We start from the raw sequence: 14,943 nt of genomic DNA, 5'->3' as shown, positions 1-14,943 counted from the left end.
TGAGGAGAGTGTGCGGTTTTGCCCCCGTCGTGCAAGGCGTCAGCCGAGGAGCGAAGGTACGCGTGTGCCGGTTCCGCGCGCGTGTGTCGTGTGTGCGTGACCCCGGTCACGTTGGCCGGGCAAATCGGACACCATCTTTGTGCACGCGTTCACAAAGACATAGCCTGCTGTCGACGGGGCGGTCTGGGGACGCATGACCGCCCGCAGCCCCGCTCTACCCGCAGGAGCACCGTGGCAACTGGCCGAACTCACCGACCGGCGACCCGTAGCCGAGGGATTCCCGAGGCCACCGTCGCCAGGCTTCCGCTGTACCTCCGTGCCCTGACCGCGCTGTCGGAGCGCTCGGTACCCACCGTTTCATCCGAGGAACTGGCGGCCGCGGCGGGGGTCAACTCCGCCAAGCTGCGCAAGGACTTCTCGTACCTCGGCTCCTACGGGACGCGGGGCGTGGGCTACGACGTCGAGTATCTCGTCTACCAGATCTCGCGTGAGCTGGGGCTGACCCAGGACTGGCCGGTAGTGATCGTCGGTATCGGTAACCTCGGCGCAGCGCTCGCCAATTACGGCGGGTTCGCCTCGCGCGGGTTCCGGGTGGCGGCGTTGATAGACGCCGATCCGGCGATGGCGGGCAAGCCCGTCGCGGGGATCCCGGTCCAGCACACGGACGAGCTGGAAAAGATCATCGACGACAACGGCGTCTCCATCGGGGTGATCGCCACCCCCGCCGGCGCCGCGCAGCAGGTGTGCGACCGGCTGGTCGCCGCCGGGGTCACCTCCATCCTGAACTTCGCGCCCACCGTCCTGTCCGTGCCGGACGGTGTCGACGTGCGCAAGGTGGACCTCTCGATCGAGCTGCAGATCCTCGCGTTCCACGAGCAGCGCAAGGCCGGCGAGGAGGCCGCCGCCGAGGCCGGTGCCGTACCGATGGCTCCCAAGGAGTCCGGGAAAGGGCCCGACGGGGATGTCCCCGCCGTGATGCCGGCATGAGTCTTCTGGTCGTCGGGCTGAGTCACCGCAGCGCTCCGGTGAGCGTGCTGGAGCGGGCCGCGCTGTCCCTGGACGCGCAGGTCAAGTTGCTTCAGGACACGGTCGCCGCCGAGCCTGCCGCGGAGGCCGCCGTCCTCGCCACCTGCAACCGCATCGAGATGTACGCCGACGTCGACAAGTTCCACGCGGGCGTCGCCGAGCTGTCCACGCTGCTCGCCCAGCACAGCGGGGTGGGTCTCGACGAGATCACTCCCTATCTGTACGTGCACTACGAGGACCGGGCCGTCCACCACCTGTTCTCCGTGGCCTGCGGACTCGACTCCATGGTCGTCGGCGAGGGGCAGATCCTCGGGCAGATCAAGGACTCGCTGGCCCGCGCCCAGGAGCTGCACACCGCCGGGCGGCTGCTGAACGACCTGTTCCAGCAGAGCCTGCGGGTCGGCAAGCGGGCCCACTCCGAGACCGGGATCGACCGGGCCGGACAGTCGCTGGTCACCTTCGGCCTGGAGCAGTTCACCGCCGGTACGGACGTCGCGAGCTGGGCCCGGGGCAAGCGGGCCGTCGTGATCGGCGCCGGATCGATGTCCTCGCTGGCCGCCGCGACCCTCGCACGGGCCGGCGTCGGCGAGATCGTGATCGCCAACCGGACGTACGACCGGGCCGAGCGCCTCGCGCAGTTGCTCGAGGAGCAGTACGGACAACGCCCGGCGGAGCAGGGCGCGACGGATGTGCTGGCCCGCGCGGTCCCGATGGAATCGGTGCCGGACGAGCTGACACGTGCGGACGTCGCCATCTCCTGTACGGGCGCCACGGGCCTGGTCCTGACCGCCGAGATGGTCGCCGCTGCCGTCGAGGGCCGGGTGCCCGAGGGCGCACTCCCCACCGAGGCCGAGCCGCGCACCGACGACGTACGGCCGGTGCTGCCGTCGACCTCCGTCGGCAGCGACGACGACTGCCCCCTCGACCTGCCCGCCGTGCAGGGCGGCGGCTTCTCCGTGCTCGGGGAGGCCGCGGTGGCCGGGATGGACGCGGCCACCCTGGAACAGCACGCGGCCTGGGTCGACAACGCCACCGTGGACCGGCGCGCGAGCCGTCGCACGCCGGAGCGTGAGACCGCGCGTACGCCCGACGCCGAGGCCGAGCTGATCGCCGCGCTCGTCGCGACCGTCGCCGTCACCGGGCGGATCACCGAGCTGCGCCGGCCCGAGCCCGTCGTCGACGTGCCCCGGCCTGCGCCCGTGCTCGCGCTGCTGGACCTGGCGATGCCCCGGGACATCGACGCCGCCGCGCACCGGCTCGCCGGCGTACGGCTGGTCGACATCGAGTCGCTCGCCGAGGTCTCCGCCGACGCGCCGATGGCCTCCGACGTCGACATGGTGCGGAGGATCGTTTCGGACGAGGTGGCCGCCTTCGGCGCCGCTCAGCGGGCCGCGCACATCACACCCACCGTCGTCGCGCTGCGCGCCATGGCCGCCGATGTCGTCGCCGGTGAGATCGCCCGCCTGGAGGGCCGGCTGCCGGGCCTCGACGACAAGCACCGCGGCGAGATCACCCAGACCGTGCGGCGCGTCGTCGACAAACTGCTGCACGCCCCGACCGTACGGGTCAAGCAGCTCGCGGCCGAGCCGGGCGGCGCCGGGTACGCGGACGCGCTGCGCACCCTGTTCGACCTGGACCAGGAGACGGTCGCGGCCGTGTCCCGGGCCGAGGACAGCAGCAGTTCCAAGAACGACGCCGAGAACCGAGGGCGATCATGAGTGACCAGGCACTGAGGCTGGGGACCAGGCGAAGCAAACTCGCCATGGCCCAGTCCGGGCAGGTGGCGGAGGCGGTCCGCCGGCTGACCGGGCGGCCCGTCGAACTCGTGGAGATCACGACGTACGGCGACGTCTCCCGGGAGCAGCTGGCGCAGATCGGCGGCACGGGCGTGTTCGTCACCGCGCTGCGCGAGGCGCTGCTGCGCGGCGAGGTCGACTTCGCCGTGCACTCCCTGAAGGACCTGCCGACCACGCACCCGGACGACCTGGCGCTGGCCGCCGTGCCGGTGCGCGAGGACGCCCGCGACGTCCTGGTCGCCCGGGACGGGCTCACCTTCGAGCAGCTGCCCGAGGGCGCGCGCGTCGGCACCGGTTCGCCCCGGCGCATGTCCCAGCTGAACGCGTACGCGCGCAGCCACGGGCTCACGATCGAGACGGTGCCGATCCGCGGGAACGTCGACACGCGGATCGGATACGTACGGAAGGGCGAGCTGGACGCAGTGGTCCTGGCCGCCGCCGGACTGAACCGGATCGGACGGAGCGATGAAGTGACCGACTTCCTCTCGGTCGACACCGTTTTGCCCGCCCCCGGCCAGGGGGCACTGGCGATCGAATGCAGGGCGGGGCACACCGCCCAAGACACTGCGCTGATCGCCGCGCTCAGTGGGCTCGACGACCCGCACACCCGGGCCGCCGTGACCGCCGAGCGGTCCCTGCTCGCCGCCCTGGAGGCCGGTTGCAGCGCACCTGTGGGTGCGTTCGCCGACCTTCTGGCCGACGGGCAGATTGTCAAGGAGATGCGCCTGCGCGGCGTCGTCGGCACGACCGACGGCTCGACGCTGGTGCAGCTGTCCACCACCGGTCCCGTGCCCGAGACGTACGACCAAGCAATGGCGCTCGGCCGTGAACTCGCCGCCGAGATGCTCGCTAAGGGCGCGGCCGGTCTGATGGGGGAGCGAGCACATTGAGCCCCACCACCCTTCCCGCCGGTCCGGACCACGGTCACGTCACCTTCCTCGGTGCCGGACCCGGGGATCCGGGACTGCTGACACTGCGCGCCGTCGAAGCGCTGGCGAACGCGGACGTTCTCATCGCCGAGCACGACGTGCTCGACGTGGTGCGTACGCACGCCCGTGCCGGCGTCGCCCTACTGGACACCGACTCGAGCCCGCCGCCGGCCCTGGCTGCGGCGTCCTCTGCCTCTTCCGCGGCTACTTCAGCGGATACGTTTTCGGGCACAGGCACGCCTCAGCTGACGGTTGTTGACGGCGCGTCAACAACCGTTGGTGCACCCGCTGTGCGGGATGCGGCACATCTTGTCATGGAGGCCGCGCGGGGCGGCAAGCGGGTCGTGCGTGCGGTGTCCGGGGACCCCGGGCTCGACACGTACGCCACCGAGGAGATGCTGGCGTGCGCCGCCGCGGGCGTGCCGTTCGAGGTGGTCCCGGGCGTGGCGGCGGCCGTGGGCGTGCCCGCGTACGCCGGTGTGCCGCTGCGTGACGCGCAGGGCGCGGACGTTCGGTTCGTCGACGCGCGCACGGCGTCCGACCGCTGCTGGGCGGAGGTCGGCGCGTCCGACGGGACGGTCGTGGTCTCGGCGACGCTGGAGACCGTGGCCGCGGCGGCGGGTGAACTGGTCGCCGCCGGCCGCAAGCCGGACACTCCCATGACCGTGACCGTCGCGGGTACGACGACGCGGCAGCGGACCTGGAGCGCGACGCTCGGCGGAATCGCGCAGACGCTGAAGCAGGCCAAGGTGCTGCCCTCGCCGGAGGGCGGGCGGCCGGTGATAGCCGTGGTCGGCGAGCGTTCCGCAGCGGCCCAGCGCGACCAGCTGTCGTGGTTCGAGAACAAGCCGCTCTTCGGGTGGCGGGTCCTCGTGCCGCGCACGAAGGAGCAGGCCGCCTCGCTCTCCGACCAACTGCGCTCGTACGGGGCCGTACCGCACGAGGTGCCGACGATCGCGGTCGAACCGCCGCGTACGCCGCAGCAGATGGAACGGGCCGTGAAGGGCCTCGTCACCGGCCGCTACGAGTGGATCGCGTTCACCTCGGTCAACGCCGTCAAGGCGGTGCGGGAGAAGTTCGAGGAGTACGGGCTCGACGCCCGTGCCTTCGCCGGGATCAAGGTCGCGGCGGTCGGCGAGCAGACCGCCAAGGCGCTGATCGCGTTCGGGGTGAAGCCGGACCTGGTGCCGAGCGGTGAGCAGAGCGCGGCCGGGCTGCTGGAGGACTGGCCGCCGTACGACCCGGTCTTCGACCCGATCGACCGGGTGTTCCTGCCCCGGGCCGACATCGCCACGGAGACGCTGGTCGCCGGGCTGATCGAGCTCGGGTGGGAGGTCGACGACGTCACGGCGTACCGGACCGTGCGCGCGTCGCCGCCGCCGGCGGAGACCCGTGAGGCCATCAAGGGCGGCGGTTTCGACGCCGTGCTGTTCACCTCGTCCTCCACCGTGCGGAACCTGGTGGGCATCGCGGGGAAGCCGCACAACGTGACGGTGATCGCCTGTATCGGGCCCGCGACGGCCAAGACGGCCGAGGAGCACGGGCTGCGGGTGGACGTGATGGCCCCGGAGCCGTCCGTGCACAAGCTGGCTGAGGCGCTGGCCGACTTCGGTGTGCGGCGGCGGGCTGCCGCCGTCGAGGCCGGGGATCCGGTGACACGGCCGAGCGAGCGGCGGCCGGGGGCGCGGCGGCGGCGGACGACGACGTGAGGTGAAGTGGGAGAGGGGGCGGTGGCTGCTTGCGGCTGCCGCCTTCGCCTTGTGGGCGCCCTGTTGCTGCGGCTCGGTGACCATGCGGTCTTCCGTATCGATGACGGGCGGGGCGTCTCCCGCGTGGGCCGTCACGCGGACCGGCTGCCATACGTGCGCCGAGAGGTCGCTGTGGCGCAATGGCTCGCGGCTGAACAGGCCCTGACGGTCGCCGGCCAGCGGTAGTTCTCTCTGTCGAGTCCTTCGAGGGCTTGGGAGTTCCGTAGCCTCGCGCTGTCGCATGAAGGAAGCCCCGGACGATACGTCCGGGGCTTCCTCGCTGGTCCGGCTATGGGGCGGGCGGCAGGTTGTCGATCTGGTTCTGCAGCCGGACGACGTCCCCGTCAGCCTTCGCGAGACGGGTACGGATCTTCTCGACCACGTTGTCCGGAGCCTCCGCCTGGGCCTTCTCCTTCTCCGCCGCGGCAAGGTCCTTGGCCAGCCTCTTACGTTCGGCCGCGACGTCGATCGTGCCGGACAGGTCGAGCGCGACCGTGGCACCGGCGACCGGAAGAGTCGCCGTGGCGCTGAAGCCGTCGCCCTCCGGCTGAAGCCGGAGCAGCTGACGGATGGCGGCCTCGTGGGCGGCGAGCTGCGTACCGGACAGCTCCAGGCGCGCCGGGACCTTCTGACCTGGTTGCAGGCCCTGGTCCGAGCGGAAGCGACGAACCTCGGTGATCACCTGCTGGAGGCTCTCGATCTCCGCCTCGGCCGCGGCATCGCGGAACCCGCTGTCCGCCGGCCAGTCGGCGATCACGACGGACTCACGGCCGGTGAGCGTGGTCCACAGCGTCTCCGTCACGAACGGAACGATCGGGTGGAGCAGTTTCAGCGTCACGTCCAGGACCTCGCCCAGGACGCGGGCCGAGACCTTGGCCGCGTCACCGCCGGCCATGAACGTCGTCTTGGACAGCTCGACGTACCAGTCGAAGACCTCGTCCCACGCGAAGTGGTACAGGGCGTCGGCGAGCTTCGCGAACTGGTAATCGTCGTAGTACGCGTCCGCCTCGGCCACGGCGGTGTTCAGCCGGGACAGGATCCAGCGGTCCGTGGCCGACAGCCGCTCGGCCGGGGGCAGGTCACCCTCGATCGTGGCGCCGTTCATCAGCGCGAACCGGGTCGCGTTCCAGATCTTGTTGGCGAAGTTCCGGGAAGCCTGGACCCAGTCCTCGCCGATCGGCACGTCGGTGCCGGGGTTGGCGCCCCGCGCGAGCGTGAACCGCAGAGCGTCGGAGCCGTACTTGTCCATCCAGTCCAGCGGATCGACCGTGTTGCCGAACGTCTTCGACAGCTTCTTGCCGTGCTCGTCACGGACCATGCCGTGGAACGCGATGGTGCGGAAGGGGATCTCGCCGTCCATCGCGTACGGGCCGAACATCATCATCCGGGCGACCCAGAAGAACATCAGGTCGTAGCCGGTGACCATGGCCGAGTTCGGATAGAACTTGGCCAGGTCCGCGGTCTTCTCGGGCCAGCCCAGCGTGGAGAAGGGCCACAGGCCGGACGAGAACCAGGTGTCGAGGACGTCGGTGTCCTGCTCCCAGCCCTCGCCGGTCGGCGGCTGCTCGTCGGGTCCGACGCACACGGTCTCGCCGTTCGGGCCGTGCCAGACGGGGATGCGGTGGCCCCACCACAACTGCCGTGAGATGCACCAGTCGTTGAGGTTGTCGACCCAGTCGAAGTACCGCTGCGACAGGTCGGCGGGGTGGATGTCCACCCGGCCGTCGCGGATCGCGTCCCCCGCGGCCTTCGCGAGCGTCTCGACCTTCACCCACCACTGCAGGGACAGCCGCGGCTCCAGGGTCGTCCTGCAGCGCGAGCAGTGGCCCACCGAGTGGACGTACGGCCGCTTCTCCGCGACGATCCGGCCGTCGGCGCGCAGCGCGGCGACGATCGCGGAACGCGCCTCGAAGCGGTCGAGCCCCTCGAAAGGCCCGTGGACCGTGATGACGCCGCGCTCGTCCATGACGGTCAGCGACTCCAGGCCGTGCCGCCGGCCGATGGCGAAGTCGTTGGGGTCGTGGGCGGGCGTGACCTTGACGGCACCGGTGCCGAACTCCGGGTCGACGTGCGTGTCGGCGACGACGGGGATCGTGCGGCCCGTCAGCGGCAGCGCGATGCGCCGGCCGACGAGGTGCTTGTAGCGCTCGTCGTCGGGGTGAACGGCGACAGCGGTGTCACCGAGCATGGTCTCCGCGCGCGTCGTGGCGACGACGACCGTGTCGTCCCCCTCGCCGTACTTGATGGAGACGAGCTCGCCGTCGTCGTCCTGGTAGTCGACCTCGATGTCCGAGATCGCCGTCAGGCAGCGTGGACACCAGTTGATGATGCGCTCGGCGCGGTAGATGAGGCCGTCGTCGAACATCTTCTTGAAGACCGTCTGGACGGCACGGGACAGCCCCTCGTCCATGGTGAAGCGGTCACGGCTCCACGCGACGCCGTTGCCCAGACGCCGCATCTGCCCGGCGATCTGACCGCCGGACTCGGCCTTCCACTGCCAGACCCGCTCGACGAACGCCTCGCGGCCCAGGTCGTGACGGGACTTGCCTTCCTTGGCGAGCTCCCGCTCGACGACGTTCTGCGTCGCGATACCGGCGTGGTCCATGCCGGGCTGCCACAGCGTCTCGTAGCCCTGCATGCGCTTACGGCGGGTGAGGGCGTCGATCAGCGTGTGCTCGAAGGCATGGCCCAGGTGGAGGGAGCCGGTGACGTTCGGCGGCGGGATGACGATGGTGTACGCGGGCTTGTCGCTCTTCGCGTCAGCCTCGAAGTAACCGCGCTCTACCCAGCGCTCGTACAGCGTCCCCTCCACCTCGGCCGGCGCGTACTGGGTCGGCAGTTCGGGGGCGCGGTTCGGCCCGCTGTCGGGGCGCTGAGTGTTGTCGGTCACGACGGCCACTCTAGGGCTGGGGCACTCGTCGCCTCGCCTGACTTTTGCGCGCACGCTCCGGCATGGTCAGGGAAGAAGGGACGGGCCGGAGCCCGGATACACGGGACCCGGTGGGGTGTGCGGGCAGGCTCGGTGGAGACAGGAGACAACCGCAGACATGCGACGGCCCCCGCCGGGACTGCAATCCCAGTGCGAGGGCCTGACCACCGAGGAGAATCTGGCCGCGCACTGGCGGGACGCCGCGTTCGATCTCGGTGAGTTCGCGCTGACGGAGCCCGTGCTGCGGGTCGTCCGGGAAGAAGAAGGGGGCTCCCGCGACCCAGGGCGTGGAGTTCAGGGGGCTCAGGGCGGGTGCGCGGCCGCCGACGAGGTGTTGGCAAAGGGGCCCTCGGGCCGGGCGTAGCGTAGGTGTATGTCGAAGTACGGATCGTTTCCCGGTACGCGGCCCCGCCGGCTTCGTACGACGCCTGTGATGCGACGGATGGTCGCGGAGACCCGGCTGCACCCGGCCGACTTCATCCTGCCCGCGTTCGTGCGGGAGGGGGTCAGTGAGCCGGTGCCGATCGCGGCCATGCCGGGGGTCGTGCAGCACACGCGGGACAGTCTGAAGAAGGCCGCCGTGGAGGCCGTGGAGGCCGGGGTCTCCGGGATCATGCTCTTCGGCGTGCCGGAGGACGCGAAGAAGGACGCGCTCGGCACCCCCGGGACCGATCCCGACGGGATTCTGCAGGTCGCGCTGCGGGACGTACGGGCCGAGGTCGGGGACGAGCTGCTCGTCATGTCCGATCTGTGTCTCGACGAGACCACCGACCACGGGCACTGCGGAGTCCTCGACGACCAGGGCCGCGTCGACAACGACGCGACCCTGGAGCGGTATGCCGAGATGGCCCAGGTGCAGGCCGACGCCGGCGCTCATGTGGTCGGGCCCAGCGGGATGATGGACGGCCAGATCGGGGTCGTCAGGGACGCCCTCGACCAGATCGGGCGTGAGGACGTCGCGATCCTCGCCTACACCGCCAAGTACGCGTCCGCCTTCTACGGCCCCTTCCGGGAGGCCGTCGGCTCCTCGCTGCGGGGGGACCGGAAGACCTACCAGCAGGACCCCGCCAACGCCCGTGAGTCGCTGCGCGAGCTCGCTCTCGACCTGGAGGAGGGCGCCGACCTGGTGATGGTCAAGCCGGCCGGGCCCTACCTCGACATCCTCGCCCGGGTCGCGGACACCAGCGACGTGCCGGTCGTCGCCTACCAGATCTCCGGGGAGTACTCGATGGTCGAGGCCGCCGCCGAGAAGGGCTGGATCGACCGGGACCGGGCCATCCTGGAGACGCTGACCGGGATCAAGCGGGCCGGTGCGCAGAACATCCTGACGTACTGGGCCGTCGAGGCCGCTCGCATGCTGCGCTGATACCGGTAGGGCCGTGGCCCCGGTCGTAGGGCCTTGACCTCGGGTCCTGGCCCCGGTACCCGCTCGGCTCAGTACTGCAGGGCGTCCTCCATGGTCGACTGCCAGTACGTGACGGCCACGGAGTTGTCGATGTAGACGCCCTTGGCCGGGAGCGCGGGGGACGCGGGGGAACCGGCGTCGCTGCCGGCCTCGGAGCCCTGGAAGTAGATCACGACCTTCTTCTCCGTCGTGCCCTTGCCGCCGCTGCCGTCGGCGGCGGAGAGGAGGACACCGGCGTAGCCGGACTCGCCGGGGGCCAGGGTCACCACGGCCTGCGGCTGCGACTCCTCGATCACGCGCGGCGCCGACTGGGCCTCGCCGAACCGGACCGTCGGGTTGAAGAAGAGGTCGCAGTACTTCGAACCGGTGTTCTTGACGGTGATCAGCATGTGGTTGAGCGGGCGTGAGACCGGCTGAGCGGTGACGGTGGTGTTGGAGCCGTTGCAGGTGACGCGGTTCTCGGGATCGGAGGGGTCCGAGGTCCCGCCCTTCGAGGAGGCCTTGTCGGCCGTGGAACCTCCGGTGGCCGAGCCGCCGCCGCTCGTGCCCGTGGAGCCCCCGGTGGTCGAGCCGCCCGTGCTCGTGGAACCTCCGGTGGTCGAGCCGCCGGTCGTGCCGGTGCCGCCCGTGCTCTGGGCGGACGTGGAACCGCCCGCCGCCCCCTCGTCCTTCGTGCCCATGCCGCTGTCGCACGCGGTGAGAGCGAGGGCGGCGAGTGCCGCTCCCGTCACGGCGAGCAGACGGGCGGGGCGGGCGGTACGGGCGGAGCGAGCGGTGCGAAGCGTGCGCATGAGAGGTCCCTTTCGGACAAAGCGAGTGGAGAAGGCTGAGAACAAGTGCTCGAAGCCGTGCCGCTCGACCGGTGTGCCGGGAGCGGCGTGCTTGGATGACCCAAGCTTGTGGGGTGATCCGTCCCGGCCACCACAGCCGACGGACGATCAGGGACGCTGGAACGCTCGCGAGGGCTTTCACCTGCGCAAACGCCCCTTCCCTGGAACGCGGGACGGGACGCGCGGGACATGAGGGGACGGAGGAAGACGTGTCGGGGAGCGGTACCGCGGGCGGCCTGGGGGCCGATTTCGCCGAGCTGCTGCGGGAGTTGAAGGAGCGCTCCGGGCTGAGTTACGGGGTGCTCGCCAAGCGGCTCCACATGAGTACGTCGACGCTGCACCGGTACTGCAACGGGGACGCCGTACCGACGGACTACGCCCCCGTCGAGCGGCTGGCCCGCCTCTGCAAGGCGTCCCCGGAGGAGTTGGTCGAGCTCCACCGGAGGTGGGTGCTCGCGGACGCGATGCGCCGGCGCAAGGGGGGTGACTCCGTCGGGGCGGCGGCGGAGGAGCGTGATTCGGGCGCGGGCGCGGGTTCGGGTTCTGGCGCCGGGTTCGCTGCGGGTGCGGGTGCGGGTGCGGGTGCGGGCGAGGGTTCGGGTTCTGGCGCCGGGTCCGCTGCGGGTGCGGGTGCGGATTCGGGCGAGGGTTCGGGCTCGCGGTCGGCCGTGGGGGAGAGCGGCGTGGCGGAGGGGTCCGGCTCCGCGGTCGAGGAGCCCTGGGCCGTCGAGGCGGAGACCGTGATCGGTGGTGTCGTTTCCGGTGGGGCCGGGGAACGGGGGCCGGCCCGGCGGCGTACGCGGGTCGCTCTGGTCGCCGGGGTGGCCGTGGCCGCCGTGCTCGGGGCGGTGACGCTCGCCCTGAGTCTGCCCTCCGACGGGAAGAAGGACGGCGCCGACCGTACGGCCGGGGCCGCGTCCGTCGGCAGCGGCGGTGAGGAGAAGCCCGACGGCGGCTCCGCCTCGCCGAGCGGTGCCTCGCCCTCCGCGTCCGCGAGCGAGCCGGGTGGCAAGAAGGGCAAGGACGCCGGCAAGGGGGCGGGGGCCTCGGCCACCGAGACTCCGACCGGCGGTGCGGACGCGGACGGGGCGGACGCGTCCCTCCCGGCGCCGCTGACCGTGAAGGTGGAGCCGTACACCTGGGAGAGCCCCTGCTCCCAGCGGTACCTGGCCGACCGTACGCCGGCGGAGGTGGGGCCGCCGCCGCTGGAGCAGGATGCGCCGGCCTGGGTGTCCTCGGAGGGTGCCGTCGCCTCGGGGGAGCAGTTCCTGACGCTGACCGTGCAGGGCACCGGTGAGGAGACCGTCGTCGTACGGAGTCTCAAGGTCCGGATGACCGACAAGCGGTCGCCCCTCGCCTGGAACGACTACGCCATGGGCTACCCGGGTGTCGGCTGCGGCGCCGGTGTCCCGACCCGCTCCTTCACGGTCGCCCTCGACGCCGCGCGCCCCGACGTGAAGCCCGCGGCGGGCAGCAAGAACTTCCCCTACTCGGTCAGTCAGTCCGATCCGGAGGTGTACTACATCACCGCCGACGCCTCCGCGTACTACGTCAGCTGGTACCTGGAGCTGGAGTGGAGCACCGGATCCCGCAGCGGCACGCTGACCCTGAACGACGACGGCCGGCCGTTCCGTACGAGCGGCAACAACGGGCGCCCGGCGTACGAGTATCCGCTCGGCGGTCCGAAGTGGGTTCCGGAGGGGACGACGCTGGGGGGAGGGTGAGGACGAGAGCGGTAACTGATTGACGAGTTCTCATCAATCGGCATAGGTTGCGCGCCTGCCCCGATTTTCCGGGGCGGACCTATGCCGATTTTCGGGGGAAGCCATGAACTGGTTCGTCGAGGTGCTCAAGAAGTACGCGGTCTTCAGCGGGCGTGCGCGTCGCCAGGAGTACTGGATGTTCACGCTGATCAGCTCGCTCATCTATGTCGCTCTGTACGTCCTCGGCCTCGCCCTGGACTCGCAGGCGCCCCAGCTCCTCCTCAGCGTCGCCCTCTTCCTGCCGTCCCTGGCGGTCAGCGTCCGACGGCTGCACGACACCGGCAAGAGCGGCTGGTGGGTCCTCATAGGGCTCGTCCCCTGCGTCGGATTCATCTTCATGATCGTTTTCATGGCCACCGAGGGCCAGCGGGACGCCAACCAGTACGGCCCCGACCCGAAGGCCTACCCGGCGCAAGCCTGACGCGGCAACTCCCCTGGGGCGCTAGGTTGTTGGTCGTTCAATGACCCGACCCCCCAGGGAGAGCTCGATGGCCGGTGACGCACTCAGCCAGGACCCCGCCGAGTTGCGGAAGAGGATCGACACCACCAAGGCGCACCCGGCGCGGGTCTACGACGTCTTCCTCGGCGGCAAGGACAACTACCCCGTGGACCGGGAGGCGGCCGGCGCGGCGCTGGCCGCCAATCCGCGCGGCTATCTGGACGTCCGCCACAACCGTGACTTCATGCGCCGCGCGGTGACCACGCTCGCCCGGGACGAGGGCATCCGGCAGTTCCTCGACATCGGCACCGGGCTGCCGACCGCCGAGAACGTCCACCAGATCGCCCAGGCGATCGTCCCCGACTCACGGGTCGTGTACGTCGACAACGACCCGGTGGTGCTCGCGCACGCGCGCGCGTTGCTCACGAGCGGGCCCGAGGGGGCCACCAACTACATCGACGCCGACTTCAAGTCGCCGACGAGCATCCTCGAACAGGCCGCGAAGACGCTCGACTTCGATCAGCCGGTCGCGCTGTGCCTGGTGGCGATCCTGCACTTCGTGGAGGACGACGAGGCCTACCCGGTGGTGCGGGAACTGGTGGAGGCGCTGCCCGCCGGGAGCCGGCTGGTGCTCAGCCATCTGACCGCGGATCTGAACCCCGCGAAGATCCGCGCGGTCCAGGAGACCTACACCGAGCGCGGGTTCACCTTCGTGCTGCGTTCCAAGGACGAGGTGGCACGGTTCTTCGAGGAGAGCGGGCTCGTGGTGGACGAGCCCGGGGTGGTGCCGGCGCACCACTGGCGGTTCTCCGACGGTGCGCCGGTGCCTGCGGCGGTGGAGCCGCATGTGCTGGCCGGGATGGACGACATCGAGCGGGTGCGGTACCGGGACATCAACGATGTGACCGACGCGGACATCAATGTGTATGCGGCGGTGGGGCGTAAGGGGTAGGGGGATCTGGGTCGGGTGTCGGGCGCGGGTGGATGGGGCTTCTCGTGCGGTTCCCCGCGCCCCTGAAGAACGGGGCTGCGCCCCCGTTCTTCACCCCCGACGCCCCGGGTGTCATCCCCCCGTTCCGAACCACGTCTCCGCCAGCGAGTCCAGTGTCTTGCTGGGTGGGGCCGGCAGCATGCGCAGGTACCAGTTCAGGTCGCTGTAGACGTGCAGGAGGGTGTAGGCCATCAGCTCGCGCGGGTCGAACGGGGGTTGGCCGTAGGCCTCGTAGAAGAGTTTCAGGAGGGCGGGGTCGGCCCGGGTGAGGTAGAGGCCGACGCTGACGAAGTCGTAGGCGGGGTCGCCCACCATGGCCGGCTCGAAGTCGAAGAGGCCCGTCAGGCGCCAGCCGTCGTGGGGGTCGACGGTGAGGTGTTCACGCATGAACTCCGTGTGCAGCAGCACCGGGCGGCGCGCGGCGGTCAGGGGCACCGAGCGCAGGAAGTCCGGGATCTGTTCGAGCCACGGCTCCGTGAGACCGCCGCTCCGCTGCTGTTCGACCACCCCCGCGCGCTGGGCGGCGACGAACCGGCCCCAGTCCGGCGGCCCGGTGAGCGGGACGACCGGCGAGGCGTCCAGGGCGTGCAGGGCGGCCAGGCCCTCGGCGGCCTCGGCGACGATACGTTCCTGGTCCGGCCGGGGGATCCGGGGCCAGACCTCGTTGAGGTCCTCGCCGGGCAGCCGGGACATCAGCACATAGCGCCAGCCGCTCTTGTACTGGTCCGCCGAGTGCAACCTCGGTGTGGGGATGGGGAGTTTGCCCCACAGGATGGACAACAGGCGGGCCTCGCGGACCGCTTGCGCGGCTTCGAAACCCGGATACAGCTTGAGGACGAGGGAGTCGCCGACGGCGTACACCGGCAGCGAGCCCTCGGGAAAGCGTACGATCCGCGCGCCTGCGAGACCGAGCTGACCGCAGAGATCCTGGGCAGCCGGACGCAGCAGCGCCTCGTCACCGACGACTTCTTCCAACTCGTCGTTCGTGTCCACGCTGGGCAGCATGCGCGCAGCCTAGGGGGTGACGGGGGTCGTCCGCATCGCGGAAATGGTGAATGTAGGGGGCACCTACCTGGCTAGGGTGCGG

Annotated in this window: 12 protein-coding genes; 9 read left to right on the top strand and 3 right to left on the bottom strand. The window is 70.8% G+C overall.

Translation table 11 applies throughout. The annotated features are described in order from the left end of the window. Window positions 1–231 precede the first annotated feature (231 nt). Genes ACZ9QC_RS16935 through ACZ9QC_RS16920 form a run of 4 tightly spaced genes read left to right on the top strand, consistent with a single transcriptional unit; the run spans window position 232 to window position 5,460 of the window. Window positions 232–987 (top strand): redox-sensing transcriptional repressor Rex, encoded by a 756-nt coding sequence (locus ACZ9QC_RS16935; protein WP_215448367.1) that lies wholly within the window; start codon window positions 232–234, stop codon window positions 985–987. Then, a complete protein-coding gene (locus ACZ9QC_RS16930) occupies window positions 984–2,744 on the top strand; it encodes a glutamyl-tRNA reductase (RefSeq protein WP_472920879.1) in 1,761 nt (586 codons plus the stop codon). The genes ACZ9QC_RS16935 and ACZ9QC_RS16930 overlap by 4 nt, the downstream gene beginning before the upstream one ends. Next, window positions 2,741–3,712 (top strand): hydroxymethylbilane synthase, encoded by a 972-nt coding sequence (hemC, locus tag ACZ9QC_RS16925; protein ID WP_472920878.1) that lies wholly within the window; start codon window positions 2,741–2,743, stop codon window positions 3,710–3,712. The genes ACZ9QC_RS16930 and hemC overlap by 4 nt, the downstream gene beginning before the upstream one ends. Next, entirely contained in the window at window positions 3,709–5,460 is a 1,752-nt protein-coding gene (locus ACZ9QC_RS16920; protein ID WP_472920877.1) for a bifunctional uroporphyrinogen-III C-methyltransferase/uroporphyrinogen-III synthase, read from the top strand. The genes hemC and ACZ9QC_RS16920 overlap by 4 nt, the downstream gene beginning before the upstream one ends. Before the next feature lie 328 nt (window positions 5,461–5,788). Here the strand turns inward: ACZ9QC_RS16920 and ACZ9QC_RS16915 are convergent, their stop codons facing one another. Further along, complete coding sequence (locus ACZ9QC_RS16915) at window positions 5,789–8,389, bottom strand: valine--tRNA ligase (protein ID WP_472920876.1); 2,601 nt, start codon at window positions 8,387–8,389, stop codon at window positions 5,789–5,791. Between the two features lie 157 nt (window positions 8,390–8,546). Between ACZ9QC_RS16915 and ACZ9QC_RS16910 the strand changes: the two genes are divergently transcribed. Both ACZ9QC_RS16910 and hemB read left to right on the top strand, forming a co-directional pair. Next, complete coding sequence (locus ACZ9QC_RS16910) at window positions 8,547–8,792, top strand: hypothetical protein (RefSeq protein ID WP_472920875.1); 246 nt, start codon at window positions 8,547–8,549, stop codon at window positions 8,790–8,792. Between the two features lie 9 nt (window positions 8,793–8,801). Further along, the gene (gene hemB / locus ACZ9QC_RS16905; RefSeq protein WP_472920874.1) at window positions 8,802–9,794 is read left to right on the top strand and encodes a porphobilinogen synthase; all 993 of its coding nucleotides are present in this window, start codon (window positions 8,802–8,804) and stop codon (window positions 9,792–9,794) included. 68 nt (window positions 9,795–9,862) lie between these two features. On the opposite strand, the gene ACZ9QC_RS16900 is transcribed toward hemB, so the two are convergent. Next, window positions 9,863–10,624, bottom strand: a complete 762-nt coding sequence (locus tag ACZ9QC_RS16900) for a DUF4232 domain-containing protein (protein ID WP_472920873.1) — start codon at window positions 10,622–10,624, stop codon at window positions 9,863–9,865. Window positions 10,625–10,872: 248 nt separating this feature from the next. Between ACZ9QC_RS16900 and ACZ9QC_RS16895 the strand changes: the two genes are divergently transcribed. The 3 genes from ACZ9QC_RS16895 (at window position 10,873) to ACZ9QC_RS16885 (ending at window position 13,817) form a co-directional block, all read left to right on the top strand. After that, window positions 10,873–12,387, top strand: a complete 1,515-nt coding sequence (locus tag ACZ9QC_RS16895) for a helix-turn-helix domain-containing protein (RefSeq protein ID WP_472920872.1) — start codon at window positions 10,873–10,875, stop codon at window positions 12,385–12,387. Window positions 12,388–12,490: 103 nt separating this feature from the next. Beyond that, on the top strand, window positions 12,491–12,847 hold the full coding sequence (locus ACZ9QC_RS16890; protein WP_472920871.1) for a DUF805 domain-containing protein: 357 nt from the start codon (window positions 12,491–12,493) through the stop codon (window positions 12,845–12,847). A 67-nt stretch (window positions 12,848–12,914) separates the two neighbouring features. Continuing rightward, a complete protein-coding gene (locus ACZ9QC_RS16885) occupies window positions 12,915–13,817 on the top strand; it encodes an SAM-dependent methyltransferase (protein ID WP_472920870.1) in 903 nt (300 codons plus the stop codon). 111 nt (window positions 13,818–13,928) lie between these two features. Here the strand turns inward: ACZ9QC_RS16885 and ACZ9QC_RS16880 are convergent, their stop codons facing one another. Then, complete coding sequence (locus ACZ9QC_RS16880) at window positions 13,929–14,861, bottom strand: phosphotransferase family protein (RefSeq protein ID WP_472920869.1); 933 nt, start codon at window positions 14,859–14,861, stop codon at window positions 13,929–13,931. Window positions 14,862–14,943 lie beyond the last annotated feature (82 nt).

The sequence above is a fragment of the Streptomyces sp. HUAS MS02 genome, assembly GCF_055702265.1.
Note: the sequence above shows the minus strand (reverse complement) of the source record. Positions and strands in the feature narration are given on the sequence as shown.

What these genes read in the sequence shown, in the direction of transcription:
- ACZ9QC_RS16910 (WP_472920875.1), top strand. Translation starts at nt 8,547, where the DNA reads ATGCGACGGCCCCCGCCGGGACTGCAATCCCAGTGCGAGGGCCTGACC.
- hemC (WP_472920878.1), top strand. Translation starts at nt 2,741, where the DNA reads ATGAGTGACCAGGCACTGAGGCTGGGGACCAGGCGAAGCAAACTCGCC.
- ACZ9QC_RS16885 (WP_472920870.1), top strand. Translation starts at nt 12,915, where the DNA reads ATGGCCGGTGACGCACTCAGCCAGGACCCCGCCGAGTTGCGGAAGAGG.
- ACZ9QC_RS16890 (WP_472920871.1), top strand. Translation starts at nt 12,491, where the DNA reads ATGAACTGGTTCGTCGAGGTGCTCAAGAAGTACGCGGTCTTCAGCGGG.
- ACZ9QC_RS16900 (WP_472920873.1), bottom strand. Translation starts at nt 10,624, where the DNA reads ATGCGCACGCTTCGCACCGCTCGCTCCGCCCGTACCGCCCGCCCCGCC.
- hemB (WP_472920874.1), top strand. Translation starts at nt 8,802, where the DNA reads ATGTCGAAGTACGGATCGTTTCCCGGTACGCGGCCCCGCCGGCTTCGT.
- ACZ9QC_RS16880 (WP_472920869.1), bottom strand. Translation starts at nt 14,861, where the DNA reads ATGCTGCCCAGCGTGGACACGAACGACGAGTTGGAAGAAGTCGTCGGT.
- ACZ9QC_RS16930 (WP_472920879.1), top strand. Translation starts at nt 984, where the DNA reads ATGAGTCTTCTGGTCGTCGGGCTGAGTCACCGCAGCGCTCCGGTGAGC.